Source organism: Roseibium sp. MMSF_3247 (genome assembly GCF_030733765.1).
Classification (GTDB): Bacteria; Pseudomonadota; Alphaproteobacteria; order Rhizobiales; family Stappiaceae; genus Roseibium.
Genome location: NZ_JASHII010000005.1, coordinates 339,861 through 352,382, shown reverse-complemented (window position 1 = coordinate 352,382; position 12,522 = coordinate 339,861). Strand labels below are relative to the sequence as shown.

17 protein-coding genes are annotated in these 12,522 nt (G+C 55.5%); 5 read left to right on the top strand and 12 right to left on the bottom strand.

Going from position 1 to position 12,522, the window contains the following annotated elements:
- The first annotated feature begins 30 nt into the window (after window positions 1-30).
- Complete coding sequence (locus RBB44_RS18370) at window positions 31-300, top strand: bacteriocin (protein ID WP_133946415.1); 270 nt, start codon at window positions 31-33, stop codon at window positions 298-300.
- A 99-nt stretch (window positions 301-399) separates the two neighbouring features.
- Window positions 400-672, top strand: coding sequence for a bacteriocin (locus RBB44_RS18365; protein WP_209174148.1), 273 nt, complete (start codon window positions 400-402; stop codon window positions 670-672).
- A gap of 76 nt (window positions 673-748) precedes the next feature.
- On the opposite strand, the gene ald is transcribed toward RBB44_RS18365, so the two are convergent.
- Window positions 749-1,888, bottom strand: a complete 1,140-nt coding sequence (gene ald / locus RBB44_RS18360) for an alanine dehydrogenase (RefSeq protein ID WP_306149051.1) — start codon at window positions 1,886-1,888, stop codon at window positions 749-751.
- Window positions 1,889-2,072: 184 nt separating this feature from the next.
- Here ald and RBB44_RS18355 point away from each other — a divergent pair, with 184 nt between their 5' ends.
- Together RBB44_RS18355 and RBB44_RS18350 are read left to right on the top strand one after the other, a co-directional pair.
- The gene (locus tag RBB44_RS18355) at window positions 2,073-2,558 is read left to right on the top strand and encodes an Lrp/AsnC family transcriptional regulator (RefSeq protein WP_040452332.1); all 486 of its coding nucleotides are present in this window, start codon (window positions 2,073-2,075) and stop codon (window positions 2,556-2,558) included.
- Window positions 2,559-2,643: 85 nt separating this feature from the next.
- Window positions 2,644-3,531, top strand: coding sequence for an SMP-30/gluconolactonase/LRE family protein (locus tag RBB44_RS18350; RefSeq protein WP_306149050.1), 888 nt, complete (start codon window positions 2,644-2,646; stop codon window positions 3,529-3,531).
- Window positions 3,532-3,572: 41 nt separating this feature from the next.
- Here RBB44_RS18350 and RBB44_RS18345 read toward each other — a convergent pair whose 3' ends face one another.
- The 10 genes from RBB44_RS18345 to RBB44_RS18300 all read right to left on the bottom strand — a co-directional run bounded on the left by RBB44_RS18345 (window position 3,573) and on the right by RBB44_RS18300 (window position 10,236).
- Window positions 3,573-3,908: a hypothetical protein gene (locus RBB44_RS18345; RefSeq protein ID WP_306149049.1), complete on the bottom strand. Its 336-nt coding sequence runs from the start codon at window positions 3,906-3,908 to the stop codon at window positions 3,573-3,575.
- A 233-nt stretch (window positions 3,909-4,141) separates the two neighbouring features.
- Window positions 4,142-4,726 carry a hypothetical protein gene (locus tag RBB44_RS18340; RefSeq protein WP_306149048.1) on the bottom strand — a complete coding sequence of 195 codons (585 nt, stop codon included), beginning with the start codon at window positions 4,724-4,726 and terminating at the stop codon, window positions 4,142-4,144.
- A gap of 99 nt (window positions 4,727-4,825) precedes the next feature.
- A complete protein-coding gene (locus RBB44_RS18335) occupies window positions 4,826-5,641 on the bottom strand; it encodes a rhodanese-related sulfurtransferase (RefSeq protein ID WP_306149047.1) in 816 nt (271 codons plus the stop codon).
- A 138-nt stretch (window positions 5,642-5,779) separates the two neighbouring features.
- Window positions 5,780-6,148, bottom strand: coding sequence for a RebB family R body protein (locus tag RBB44_RS18330; RefSeq protein WP_306149046.1), 369 nt, complete (start codon window positions 6,146-6,148; stop codon window positions 5,780-5,782).
- A gap of 234 nt (window positions 6,149-6,382) precedes the next feature.
- Window positions 6,383-6,712, bottom strand: a complete 330-nt coding sequence (locus RBB44_RS18325) for a RebB family R body protein (protein ID WP_133946398.1) — start codon at window positions 6,710-6,712, stop codon at window positions 6,383-6,385.
- A gap of 203 nt (window positions 6,713-6,915) precedes the next feature.
- The gene (locus RBB44_RS18320) at window positions 6,916-7,722 is read right to left on the bottom strand and encodes a hypothetical protein (RefSeq protein WP_306149045.1); all 807 of its coding nucleotides are present in this window, start codon (window positions 7,720-7,722) and stop codon (window positions 6,916-6,918) included.
- Window positions 7,679-8,338, bottom strand: coding sequence for a hypothetical protein (locus RBB44_RS18315; protein WP_306149044.1), 660 nt, complete (start codon window positions 8,336-8,338; stop codon window positions 7,679-7,681). The genes RBB44_RS18320 and RBB44_RS18315 overlap by 44 nt, the downstream gene beginning before the upstream one ends.
- Before the next feature lie 315 nt (window positions 8,339-8,653).
- The gene (locus tag RBB44_RS18310; RefSeq protein ID WP_306149043.1) at window positions 8,654-9,286 is read right to left on the bottom strand and encodes a hypothetical protein; all 633 of its coding nucleotides are present in this window, start codon (window positions 9,284-9,286) and stop codon (window positions 8,654-8,656) included.
- 36 nt (window positions 9,287-9,322) lie between these two features.
- Complete coding sequence (locus RBB44_RS18305) at window positions 9,323-9,553, bottom strand: RebB family R body protein (protein ID WP_133946388.1); 231 nt, start codon at window positions 9,551-9,553, stop codon at window positions 9,323-9,325.
- A 77-nt stretch (window positions 9,554-9,630) separates the two neighbouring features.
- Window positions 9,631-10,236 (bottom strand): RNA polymerase sigma factor, encoded by a 606-nt coding sequence (locus RBB44_RS18300; protein ID WP_306149042.1) that lies wholly within the window; start codon window positions 10,234-10,236, stop codon window positions 9,631-9,633.
- 416 nt (window positions 10,237-10,652) lie between these two features.
- On the opposite strand from RBB44_RS18300, the gene RBB44_RS18295 reads away from it, so the two are divergent.
- Window positions 10,653-11,318, top strand: coding sequence for a hypothetical protein (locus RBB44_RS18295; RefSeq protein ID WP_306149041.1), 666 nt, complete (start codon window positions 10,653-10,655; stop codon window positions 11,316-11,318).
- A gap of 42 nt (window positions 11,319-11,360) precedes the next feature.
- On the opposite strand, the gene RBB44_RS18290 is transcribed toward RBB44_RS18295, so the two are convergent.
- Window positions 11,361-12,368: an LLM class flavin-dependent oxidoreductase gene (locus RBB44_RS18290; protein WP_306149040.1), complete on the bottom strand. Its 1,008-nt coding sequence runs from the start codon at window positions 12,366-12,368 to the stop codon at window positions 11,361-11,363.
- Window positions 12,369-12,522: the final 154 nt, after the last annotated feature.

Here is a 12,522-nt window from a genome sequence, read left to right as displayed (position 1 = left end):
GCAGTGCACTGAAAAAATGAGAAATAGACGATGAAAAAGCTCTTCTTGGTCGCAGCAACCGCTGCCCTTCTTGCCGGTTGCCAGTCCAGCAGCCAGACAGATCGTGCCCTCGTCGGCGGCGGTTTGGGTGCAGCGACCGGCGCTGTGATCGGCGCAGCGACAGGCGGCGGCGCGGGCGCAGCGCTCGCAGGTGCTGCAATCGGTGGCGCAGGCGGTGCCGTTGTCGGAGCAGCCACAGCGCCTAAGAATTGCGTAGCCTACGACCAGTACGGTAACCCATACCGGGTCGTTTGCCCGTAAGGCGGCTGGACTGGGCATTGGATAACCGGCCTCATTAAGAGTTGGTTAACCATCGCCCTTTCACCCTAGGCGAACCTGTTTACCGAAGGAGCGCCCGGGATGAAGCCCGCCATTGCCCTGTTATCGCTGACCCTTTTGCTTGCTGGATGCGCCAACACGGAAAGCCAGCGGGACAGGATGCTGATCGGCGCAGGTCTCGGAGCGGCAACAGGGGCGACAATTGGTGCTGCTGCGGGGTCAACCGGCGGCGCAGCATTTGCTGGCGCAGCCTTGGGTGCAATTGGTGGCGGCTTGATCGGCGTCGTGACATCTCCACGCAACTGCGTGGCGCGCGACCCGGAAGGCACGCCCTACACCGTCCCCTGCCCCTGAATACGGCACTACTGATGAACACAAAAAGGCCAGCCCAATTGGGCTGGCCTTTTCTGCTTTATTGCTTCGAACCAGCTTAAGCCGCTTGGCTTGCAGCCACCAAATTCAGAGCGCTTTCCGGGTCGACATAGTCATATCCCAGCGCGGTCGCCACAGCTTTGCAGGTGACTTTGCCCTGGTGAACGTTCAAACCCGGAAGGAAGTTTGCATCATCCAGCAACGCTTTCTTCGCACCCTTGTCGGCAAGTGCCAGAGCGAACGGCAGCGTGGCATTGTTCAGCGCATAGGTCGAAGTCCGTGGAACTGCGCCTGGCATGTTGGCAACGCAGTAATGAACAACCTCATCAACGATGTAGGTCGGCTCTGAGTGCGTGGTCGCCTTGGATGTTTCAAAACAGCCACCCTGGTCGATCGCAACGTCGACAACGACAGAGCCTGGCTTCATCTTGGCAATCATCTCAGCTGTTACCAGCTTCGGCGCAGCAGCACCTGCAACCAGAACGGCGCCAACGACGATATCAGCGGCAAGAACCTGCTTCTCCAGGGCTGCTTTGGTTGAGTAGACGGTTTTGAGCGCGGAACCGAAGGTCTGCGACAGGTTGGACAGAACCTGCGTATTCCGGTCCAGAACAGTTACATCCGCACCGAGGCCCAACGCCATGGTGATGGCATGCGAACCGACAACGCCGCCGCCAATTACAACGACCTTGGCAGGCTCAACACCCGGAACACCACCAACGAGGACACCGGAGCCGCCGTTGATCTTCTCAAGGCATTTCGCACCAGCAGTGACAGACAGTCGACCGGCAACTTGAGACATCGGAACCAGAAGCGGCAGGCCGCCTTTGGAATCCACGACAGTTTCGTAGGCAATACAGGTCGCCCCGGACTTCACCAGATCAGCCGTCTGAGCCGCATCGGGCGCGAGATGCAGATAGGTGAACAGGATATGGTGCGGGCGCAGCATGGCACGCTCAACAGCCTGCGGCTCCTTCACCTTGATGATCATCTCGGCAGCGTCGAAGATTTCCTGAGCGGTTGCGAGGATTTTGGCGCCGCTTGCTTCATAATCGGCATCGCTGGCGCCGATCCCTGCACCAGCGTTCGTTTCTACAAAAACCTCATGGCTATGAGCTGTCATCTCATGAACGCTGTCCGGTGTCAGACCGACCCGAAATTCGTTGTTTTTGATTTCCTTAGGTACGCCAATCCGCATGGTTCCGTCTCCTCTGGTGCGGCTTGTTTATTGTGTTTGATAATACCACTGAGAAAGACGCAGGTGCTTGCGTTCAAGGCCTCCTGATATGGTATTTGCGCAATTTTATTGCGTTCTTTTAACTCAACATCGAACTTTATGGTATTAATATAAAAATCACTCGAATTATGTGCAGCGCAACATCATGATCCTCGACAGACTTGACCGTAAGATACTGAACGTCCTGCAACGCGATGGACGGATCGCAAATGCGGACCTCGCCGAAAAAATCGGCTTGTCACCCTCTGCCTGCCTGCGGCGCATGCGAGCGCTGGAAGAGGCTGGTGTCATCGACAGCTATGTTGCTCTGCTCGACCAGCGAAAACTTGGTCGGCGGATGGACGTGTTCGTCGAAATCTCTCTCACCGGCCAATCCAAAGAAACACTGGAGAGTTTTGAACGGGCCGTTGCCCGCTCTGAAGAGATCATGGAGTGTTTCCTGATGGCAGGTGATGCTGATTACATCCTGCGCCTGACCGCAGCGGACCCGATTGACTTTGAGCGTATCCACAGGGATCACCTGTCGCAACTCCCGGGCGTGTTGCGGATGAAATCCTCCTTTGCCATCCGCCCGATCGTCAAACGCACCGCGCTCCCCTTATCCGAAACAGCGGACGCAGCAGACCGATAGGCCGCGTATGTGAAGCTATCGACGTTCCGGTTCTTGCCCGCTATAGTCGCGACCCTTCCTAGAGGCTTTACAGGAACCCCGTCTGGTGTCCCACACGATTACCCGTTTTCTTGATACGACTTACCAACTTGCTGAATGTCCAACCTGGGACGAGCGCACCAACAGGCTGCTTTGGGCCGATATTCAAGGGCGCAGCATTCAATCGATGGATTGGGACACACGCGCCATCACCACATGGCAATTAGACAACGAAGTCGGGTCCTTCGGCCTGTGCGATGATGGTCGGCTGATTGTTAGTGTCTGGGATAAGGTGGTTCTATTCGACCCTCAAAACGGCACTCAAGAGGTTTTGGCCGAGGTCGAAGCCGACAAACCTCAAACCCGATTGAACGACGGGAAGGTGGGCCCGGACGGCGCCTTTTGGGTGGGCACAATGGACACAAGCTCCCCGCGGGAACCGATCGCCGGCCTTTACCGCGTCGACAGCAGTGGTGAGGTCGCGGAAATCCGGGACGAACTGCAGTGCTCGAACGGCCTCGCCTGGACGCCGGACGGCGACTACATGTACCACTCCGACACGTCACCTGGATGGATCGAGTGCTACGCCTTTGATGCGGCGACCGGCTCTTTGGGCGCGAAAATGTTGTTCGCGCAGCAAACCAACGCCACGGGTCGGCCGGATGGCGCAACTGTCGATGCCAACGGCAATTACTGGAGTGGCGGGGTTTCGTCCGGCGTGGTCAATTGTTTTGCGCCGAACGGCGAATTGCTGGAGGCAATCAAGATGCCTGTGCAACGTCCGACCATGCCCTGCTTTTGCGGGCCAGACCTAGATCATCTGATCGTTACCAGCATCAAGCAGCCGTCCGATCCGACCTCCGTCGAACCGGATACATTGTCCGGTGGATTGTTCCTGATCGAAGGCCACGGTCAGACTGGCTTGAAGACCTATCGCTTCAAAACCGCTCAATAGAACCGGAATTCAAGACCCGAGCTTGCCCCCCTGAGGCAGCATCAGAAGTTGCTGTAGATCCGGGCGTTTCGAGTGCAGTCGTGAGCGCTCACGCGTTTCAACACCGTCCGTGCCGGCTGTATGAGCGTGTTCTGGACAACGGTCTGATAGACAGCGGGCCTGTGCACCTTGCAAAGGACCTGCCGTCCGTTGATGGTTTGGTATTCCCAACGTGTGTGGGCCCGATGGGTCATGATTGTGCGTTTGATGTTTTTATAGACCGCAGGCTGGTGAACTTTTTCATAGCAGGCCTTTGTCATGCTGCTGCCAAATGCTGGCCCCGCCCCCAGAACGGCCGCTGCCAAGACCATCACTTTGACGCTGTTTGGATACCGCATACTGTTTCCCTGTCTTGAAGTGACTGAAAAGACGACTTCACCCTAGGGAAAAACTTTTTTGAGAGAAAGCAATTCTCCGAATTCTACTTAAGGCTTCCCTGCGACACCCCCGATGCGTGGCAAATTGCAATGATCCATGCTTAACCCCCTCTTTCCGGATTGACGGAGAAAGAGTTAAGGCGTTTTGGACATGCCAACTTCTGCCGCCGGCCACCGACTTGGCTCTTTATAGCCTAACGGCAGCCTTTTGCCCGGATCGGTTGCCATACCGTGCGAGCCGGTTGCACCAAAACATTCCGGCTCACTGTCCGAAAGACGGCTGGCTTTTGTACACGGTGTGAGGTTGCCGGTTGTATCAGCACCTTTTCCTTCACGTGGCTGTAAACGGCAGGATGTCGTACCGCGACTTTTGAAGCCGGCTTCACCAGTACGCGCTGCGATGCCGTCTGATATACAGCCGGATAGTGCACCTTGCACAAGATCCGGCGACCTTTGATCGTGCGGTACTCCCAGCCACTAGACGCCGGCTTCACTTGCACCTTGTGATGCTGTGTCTGGTAGACGGCAGGACTGGTGCGATACGTGACGCGCTCCGGCTGAACGAGCACACGGCGGGTTTGATACGCATACTTTGCAGGTTGCTGAACCACATAATTGCTGGCGGCTTGAACCAGAACACGTTCATTGACCGTCTTGTACACGGCGGGCACCACGGCCTGTTCATAGCAAGACGATGCATATCCGCCCGCTGTTGCGGTATTCAGCGCAAGTTGGCAAAACACGAGCGCGGTAACCGCGCTCCAGAAGGTGCGACGCATAACATTCCCCCAGTCTGGCGCAAGGTAGCGCCTGCCCCATGACAGTAGGGAAGCTTCACTTGGGGGAAAAGCAAAAAGTTAACAGCTGTTAACTTTTCTTCAGCCTGTCTTTGAAAGGTCCCGTTGCGCCGGCCCTTTCTCATAATCGGTGTCTTCATTGATGATGTGCCGCGCTTCTTCCGGCACCCATTCACCCCACCGTGGCTCCAGTTTGTGGTCGACCGAAACACGGTCGTCGAACACGAAGCACTCGCCCTTCCAAAGACTTTTGTCTTCCGGCACTTTCTCCAGATAGTTCAAAATGCCGCCTTCCAGGTGGTAGACGTCCTCAAAACCGTTCTTGAGCATCCAGGCCGTTGCTTTCTCGCAGCGGATCCCACCGGTGCAAAACATGGCAACCTTTGGCTTGGTTTTCAGGTTTTCCTGATCGTGCACCCACTCCGGAAATTCGCGGAAAGACTGAGTTTCCGGATTGACCGCACCTTCGAACGTTCCGAACGCATACTCGTAATCGTTCCGCGTATCGATAACGACCACACCCGGCTCTGAAATCAGCGCATTCCAGTCTTCAGGCTTGACGTACTCGCCCACGACTTCGTTCGGATCTATATTGTCGACCGCAAGCCGGACGATTTCCTGCTTCAAACGCACTTTCATGCGTTTGAAAACATGGCGGTGTGTCCAGGACTCTTTGTGCGTGAGCTCAGCGAGACGCGGATCGGACCGCAAGTATTCAAGGACAGCACGTACACCCGCTTCAGGACCGCAAATGGTGCCGTTGATGCCTTCGGACGCGAGCAGAATGCTGCCGCGCACATCTTCAGAGAAGCAGAACGTTTTGAGCGGATCCCGCATCTCCTCGAAATCATCGAGCGGCGTAAAATAATAGAGGGCTGCGACAAGAAAGTCGTTCATGGGGCTTTGTCTTTTTGTTTGAAAGGCGCCATCGGGCCAGGCCCGTTTGGCGCCCTCTATACAGCGACAGCCCCCTGCCTGAAAAGTCCGCAGTTTCTCGGACCCCTCAGAAACAACCGTCAAGGCGACCGCTGGCGGTTATTGAACCGCGGTTTTTAGGGCCTTCAAAAGGTCCAGGAGATCTTGATCCGGGTTTTCAGCGGCCGCGGTAGCAGCGCTGCTGCTTTCGGTGACCTTGTGCAGCTGCGCGATGCCGGTTTTCAATGCGCTTTGGGCCAGTTGGGTCTGCTGTTGCTGCGTCGCAACCGCATTTTCATACAAGATGCTAAGCGAGTTAGCGTTGGAAACATACAGGCTGGCCACTGCAACAGCGGGAGACAGTCCGAGAACGAGATCATTGAGACTTGCCGCCTCGCCGATCTTGGCCAGGGTCTCCATGTCAGCTTCAAGGGTATTTATAGGCACATCAGCCGATTGCTCCGGCTGCGCTTGAGATTTGCTTGGCATGATATCTTCCTTCACTTGCCGGATCATCCGGTCTGGAGGGGCTTCACCTGCCCTCAACGCCTTATCCCGGTGGATCCACTCTTTTGGATGCGCCCAATATTCATCAGGGTTACCGGGATGAGGCTACAGGAAATATCAACTTATAGTTGTTAATTCTTTGTTTCTCTAAGCATGCGGAATGGCTCCGTTCCAGAAACTGGAACAGAGCCAATGGCTTATAAAGCGGATTTTGGCTTACCGGCCGCCGCTGAACGCCTGAAGGACCGTCATGAGACCGGTGAGGTTGTCGGCAACGCCGGTCTGGCCAACCTTCTCGGTCGCACCCGCGCCAGCCATGGTATCCATGCTGTAGATCTGCATGACGCCCTGGTTCACCGCAGCTTGCGCCAGAATGTTTTGCTGCTGTTGTGCGGCCACCGCATTTTCGAACAAAATGCCGGTTGAGTGCGCCATCGACTGGTACAAAGTGCTGATGGCCATGGCCGGGGATTCACCAACCACCTTGACGTTGGATTGGGTCACGGCATCCGTGACCATCGGGTTCACTGTTACGGGATCTGCCATATTTGCTACTCCTTGAGCTGAGCCGGTTCACGTTCGGCTATCGGCACTTGGTTAGACGCCCGCAAAACTTGTGTGTGAAAGTAAACCTGACTTATCTGATTGATAAAAATAGAAAAAAGTAATCCGGACCCCAAAAAATCCCGTCCAACGAAAAGCCCGCCGACGATGGCGGGCGGGCTCATACAATCCTCATGCAATCCAGATTATGATTTTGGTCTGTTTTGTTGCTGGCCCGCATTCGCTTGAGACCGGAGCCCCGCGATTTGGCGCTCAACCTCTCTGGCAACCATTGAGTTGATATTCCCCATCAATGTGTTGAGCTGATAAGCAACCTTTGGATCAGCCAGTGCTGCTGCGCCTGGCCCGAAGTGCGGCACTCCCTGGAACGCCTCCCCCTTTTTTTGCTGACTGGCTTTCAAAAGTTCAGTGAGAGAGGCCTTGTCATTGAGGAGTTTTTCAAGGGCAGCCTGTTGCGCGGACATGGTATTGGAAAGTTGCTCTGCCCTGTCCCGCGCATCGGTCAGGACGCGTTCTACCGCTTGCATCCCTTCATCCAGCGCGGCATCCCCGGCTTCCTTTTTCTTCAAAATTTCGGCTGCAATCCCGACAACTGTCGGCAATGACCTGTAGAGGGACTGGTAGTCGGACTGCAAAGTCGAGGTCTTCAGGAAACTCTCTAGAATTTCCTTGAGGAGGTCTGAGCCTCCGGTGCTTCTTCGGCCAAAGCCAGAGCCAGAGCCAGAGCCAGAGCCAGAGCCAGAGCCAGAGTCAGTGCCTGTAGCTGATCCGGGAGCGGCGTTTTGTTGACCTGTGCTACCTGCCTCACCAGAAGCTGCGCTTGATGCAGTTTGTTCAGCGTCAGCTGCTTGACCACTGGTTCCGTCGGCAGGCCCAGTTTTCTGCGTTGATGTATCGGCTGCCGCAGTCCCTTGGGTGCCTTTGGCGCTTTGGGTGGAGGCCTTCGGATCACCCGCGCCTGCGGGGGCGGCTGGACTTGGTTTGCGGACCATTTTCCGGCTCCTTTATCTCATCGCTCGGCTCTGACGTTTGTTGTTCCCATTCGGGTAGTGGGGGCTCACGGTCCTGCAGTCTGGAAACCATCTGCTCGCGGATGGATGCAATCCGCTGTGCCCTCAACGGTCCCAACTTTGGTTCCGTCCAATCGGCGCTATCGGTTTCCGCCATCTTCCCGTACCTGCATGCAAGGATATCCCGGTTCCAGTCGCGAATTTGACCTCGGCAATGCTCTTGAGGGCGCTGTGGACGGTCCGGCCGCGAACTGGACACATCCACTGTAAGACTGTAATCGGCGTCGCCCGGGAACCCTGGATCCACACAGCCGCACCGGCCATGTTTTTGCGACCATCCATTTGCCGTCTCGCTTACGTGAATGCGGGCAACTGCCTTAGGTGCAATCGGGTCGTTGATACCTTCCAGGGCCCGCAGAGCTGCTTCCACGGATGCGCGGGCCTCAACCAAGTAGGTAGACCGTTGGGCAAACTCGATATGAACTTCCGGTTCCGTAAAGCTGCCTCGAACCTGTTCGGCAACTTCGGCCCAGTTCACAAGACACTCAAGAAGAAGGTCATCAATCTCGTGATAAGCGGTTATGAGATGTGCGGTCATTTCTTTCTCCCGGTCATGCGGTCCAACAGGCGGTTGACCGTCTCCTTTTCGTCCGCGCTCAGGTCTTCAAACGCCTCTGAAATCGTTTTTTCCTTCCGAACCTTTGGAAGCTTCCCTCGATCGCTATCGTCTCCCGGAGCGCTTTTGTCGCTACCTGTTTCATCCCGGCCGCGGTTTTCGTCGTCACCCGCAAGAGATTGGGGCGTGTTCAAAAGCCAGAGAGTAGTTTCCTTCGCGGCGGCCGAAATTGACGCCCCCGGGCGCACTTGATGATATGCAAACAATGGCTGCCTCCTGTTGGTTCAGCCCGCAATATTATGACCCTGTTTTGAAATCAGAGATCACCGTTTTGGCCGAGGTTCCTGCTGTCGTGCTTACGCTTCCATAAACACCCACTGCCTGCGTAACCATTTGCTGGATGTCGGTCAAAAGCGGGATTTCCTCGCCGGCAAGCGGCGGATTCTCAGCCGCTTTCTTGATCGCAACCGCCTGTGCCGCCACCGCAATCTGCATGATCGCATTCATGTAGTTTGCAGCATCTTGAACCGCGAGGCCGGTTGTCTGGCCAACCATCAACTCCGGCGGTGTCGACACCATGGTCGGTGCATACTCGGCGTTTTCATAGTTGGAAAACTCGGCAGCTTGAACGGCTTGCTGATTGAGCGCACTGGTGGTGGGCGCAGTTTGAGCAGGTTGCGGAGTGTTCTGCCCCCCTGTGTCACCGCCTTTTCCGGGACCGGCTCCGCCTGGCACGCCGTTATCAGGCTTATCGCCGTTGCCATTCTTAGAAGCTGTCATGGCCTGTGTGTCCTTTTGCGCCGCAGGTTTAAGGTGACCGTTTGCATCGCGTGATAATCCCGGAACGGTGGCATTGGCCTCTGTTGCCGGTTCCGCCGGTTTCGAAGCCGGCTTGCCTTTTCCCATCAATGACTTGAGCGCGCCAAACATCACTGGTTACTCCCTGATTGACGCCCCTTACGCCCGTTAGCCGGATTCGCCGATATCCATGATCAGCTGGCACGCCTTGGAAACCACCGCGGTGGTGATCTGGTTCATCGCCTGCTGACTGTGGACCGCATTCTGGATAGACAAACCGGAAGCGTGGCTTGCCACCTGATAAAGGCTGGCGATCGCCTGGGCCGGGGCCTCGGCGACAACTTTGACGTTGGTTTGTGTCACCGCATCCGTGATTTGTGCATTGACAATGTCAGCCATCTCTTCATCCAGTTCCGTGTTGATCGCGATCCAATCGGCCTGTGTATCCGGTACGAGCCGTCAGGAGAGTGGACGCTTCATTGCACCGCCTGTGACACCGGGCGGGTTTGTTTGCCGGACGCTGTGCCTTCTCCGACAGCCTCGCGCAAATGCTGACGTAGATGCTGGACACGCTTGCGGGCAAGCGGTTCCGAAATGGCCATGGTCACGGCAATTTCCTTGTAGGTATACTCTTCGCAAAACCTAAGGCGAAATATGCGCTTGAACTCCGGTGTCAGTGCATCCACTGCCGTCAAAACAGCCCGCAAAGCATCCTGATGCCGCAAAGTGTTCTCTTGGTCCGGCTGCCTGTCTGCAAGGTCAGCTTTGTGATCCTGATAGATGTCAGCGCCAAAATCACGAACCTGGCGTTCCGACGTCTCCTTACGCAAGCGGCTGATATATTCGTTCTTCATGGCAAACAGCAGGAAAGCCCGCGGTTCACGAATAGCCGTATGGTGCCGCTCAACGTGGCTGACCGCCTTAATCAAAGTTGCCGACAACAAATCCTCAGCAGCCTCTCGATCTCCGCGCGTCAGGCGTAGAGCTCTGCGGCGCAGCACCTGACCATCGTCTATCCAGCTCATCCAAAGGCTTTGCGCTGGACCATTCCACCTCAGCACCTGTGCGTTCTGGCCTGTCATACAGCGTCTCCGTTTCGCACTTTGAACCCGTTTTGTTCACACAACCCAAGGACGCTAGGAATTTTTTCTTGTGATCTTCTTTTTGAGATTTTTTCGGAAAAGGATTGCTACAAAACATAATATCGCCACCAACACCATGTTTTCATTGTATTAAGCTATGTGAGTTTCATTATGCAGTTTAACATACGAACACCACAGCACAACCAAATACACAACCTTAAATAGAATTTAGCGAATTAGGCGATGACGCAGGGCATTGTAGGGACAGCAACGTAATCAGCAAAAACGCAGATTACGAATGAGAGAAACAGGCAATGTATCCAGACCGGCCACCCCCGAATAAACCTTCGTTTTTGCAATTGTTCCACATCGCGGCCAAATGTGATTGCCTTTATCTTTTGGACTTTTATTGTCAGTTGCTTTTCTCACACAATCGAATAAGCCACCTGTCGAAAGAACAACAGGCCTTTCTGGCAAAAGCAGCCCATGATGATATTATTGCCGTTGCTGCTGAGCAGAACAGGCTTTTGCCTCCAAGAGATCAGTTGCTGTTGTGCGGCAATGAACCTTATTTCATCAAGCCAATGCCAATCGAAGCCGTCGAAAGTGGCCTGGCCGGCGATGAGGAAAAGTATCTTTTCAATCTTTGGCACGAGAACAAAGGCGTCATTCAAAACGATGACCGTCTGACGAAACTTTCCTCAAAGTTTATTCTCACCTTGCCCGAAGCCGATGCAGGCAAAGTCCCTGAATTGACCTTTGCCGGGCGCGACAGCCCGTTCCGCAGGATGTTTCCAGCCGCGATCGCAAACAACCGTCCGGTGGTGGATGTATTGCCGGAAAAATACGTGGCGGCTGCAACGGATGCCTATCATATGGCAATTGCGGGAGAGCCGTCCTTTGACATTCAAAGAACAGGACCGCTCCTCGGACCTAAGGTCCCGAACATCACTCAGCAGCGCCTTGTGCTGAAATTCAAGTCCTCATCAGGATTTGAAAGGGTTTTCAGCCTGATCCGGGTCCTTCAGATACATGAGGCTTCTGATCGCGTGGGTAGCACAGCCTTGAACCTAGAAAATTAACTGCGGCGGGGCACAAAACCATCTGCCTCATACATCCCGCACCTAAGCGGCCTGCGGTTTGACCTGCAAATCCCGCAAGACGGCACCTGCGATTTCAAAGGACCGGAGACGCGCCTTGTGATCATGGATCATGCCGGTGACCATCAACTCATCTGGCTTGTAGCGATCCAACAGCTGCTGAATCTGAACATGGACCATCTCCGGTGACCCTGTGGCAGAACAAGACAGCGCATGTCTCACCTGCGCAAGAACGGGCGCCGGAATTTCTGAAGACAAATCCTCGACCGGATACGGGAGTTTGCCCGGCCGCCCGGTCCTTAGGCGCGCAAATGCAAGATATTGCGAGGACCGCAGATAGTGCGCCTCTTCATCGCTTGCCGCCGCACACACACCAGCAGCCATCACCGCATAAGGCTGATCCAGATATCGCGACGGCTGGAACTGGGCCCGGTAGATCGAGAGCGCGTCTTCGAGCATGTCTGGCGCGAAGTGTGAGGCGAACGCATAAGGCAAACCATAGTGCGCTGCCAGCTGGGCCCCATAAAGGCTAGAGCCGAGGATCCAGACCGGAACATGTGTGCCCGCGCCTGGAATGGCTCGGACACGGCCACTTTCAGCCTCATCTGCGAAATAGGAAAGCAGCTCCTGAACGTCCTGGGGGAAGGTGTCGTCCGGCGCCATATGCCGCCGCAAAGCGCGCGCCGTTGCCATATCGGTTCCAGGCGCCCTTCCCAAGCCCAGATCTATTCGGCCCGGATAAAGGCTTGCCAGCGTGCCGAACTGTTCTGCAACAATAAGCGGGGCATGATTGGGCAGCATAATCCCACCGGCACCAACTCGGATGGTGCTGGTCGCCCCCGCCACATGCCCGATCACAACAGCGGTCGCCGCACTGGCGATCCCAGGCATGTTGTGGTGCTCGGCCAGCCAGAACCTGTGATACCCGTTGGCCTCCGCCAGCTGGGCGAGCTCAACCGAATTGCGGAGCGCATCAGCTGCCGTTTTACCCTCCGGGATGGGCGACAGATCGAGCAGGGAAAACTTATGCATGAGTGGCTCCTTTGTCTGGCAGCTATTCACTCAAACACACCCATACAAGTCTCACGACCGCATTTTTAGCTGACACCGGCTGATTTCTGCCCCCGCAACAGTCCTGATCCAGCAGGCAAGAGCTGTCGCATTCAAGTAAGGCGATTTGCCGCAA

What these genes read in the sequence shown, in the direction of transcription:
- RBB44_RS18370 (WP_133946415.1), top strand. Translation starts at nt 31, where the DNA reads ATGAAAAAGCTCTTCTTGGTCGCAGCAACCGCTGCCCTTCTTGCCGGT.
- RBB44_RS18365 (WP_209174148.1), top strand. Translation starts at nt 400, where the DNA reads ATGAAGCCCGCCATTGCCCTGTTATCGCTGACCCTTTTGCTTGCTGGA.
- ald (WP_306149051.1), bottom strand. Translation starts at nt 1,888, where the DNA reads ATGCGGATTGGCGTACCTAAGGAAATCAAAAACAACGAATTTCGGGTC.
- RBB44_RS18355 (WP_040452332.1), top strand. Translation starts at nt 2,073, where the DNA reads ATGATCCTCGACAGACTTGACCGTAAGATACTGAACGTCCTGCAACGC.
- RBB44_RS18345 (WP_306149049.1), bottom strand. Translation starts at nt 3,908, where the DNA reads ATGCGGTATCCAAACAGCGTCAAAGTGATGGTCTTGGCAGCGGCCGTT.
- RBB44_RS18340 (WP_306149048.1), bottom strand. Translation starts at nt 4,726, where the DNA reads ATGCGTCGCACCTTCTGGAGCGCGGTTACCGCGCTCGTGTTTTGCCAA.
- RBB44_RS18335 (WP_306149047.1), bottom strand. Translation starts at nt 5,641, where the DNA reads ATGAACGACTTTCTTGTCGCAGCCCTCTATTATTTTACGCCGCTCGAT.
- RBB44_RS18330 (WP_306149046.1), bottom strand. Translation starts at nt 6,148, where the DNA reads ATGCCAAGCAAATCTCAAGCGCAGCCGGAGCAATCGGCTGATGTGCCT.
- RBB44_RS18325 (WP_133946398.1), bottom strand. Translation starts at nt 6,712, where the DNA reads ATGGCAGATCCCGTAACAGTGAACCCGATGGTCACGGATGCCGTGACC.
- RBB44_RS18320 (WP_306149045.1), bottom strand. Translation starts at nt 7,722, where the DNA reads ATGGTCCGCAAACCAAGTCCAGCCGCCCCCGCAGGCGCGGGTGATCCG.
- RBB44_RS18315 (WP_306149044.1), bottom strand. Translation starts at nt 8,338, where the DNA reads ATGACCGCACATCTCATAACCGCTTATCACGAGATTGATGACCTTCTT.
- RBB44_RS18310 (WP_306149043.1), bottom strand. Translation starts at nt 9,286, where the DNA reads ATGTTTGGCGCGCTCAAGTCATTGATGGGAAAAGGCAAGCCGGCTTCG.
- RBB44_RS18305 (WP_133946388.1), bottom strand. Translation starts at nt 9,553, where the DNA reads ATGGCTGACATTGTCAATGCACAAATCACGGATGCGGTGACACAAACC.
- RBB44_RS18300 (WP_306149042.1), bottom strand. Translation starts at nt 10,236, where the DNA reads ATGACAGGCCAGAACGCACAGGTGCTGAGGTGGAATGGTCCAGCGCAA.
- RBB44_RS18290 (WP_306149040.1), bottom strand. Translation starts at nt 12,368, where the DNA reads ATGCATAAGTTTTCCCTGCTCGATCTGTCGCCCATCCCGGAGGGTAAA.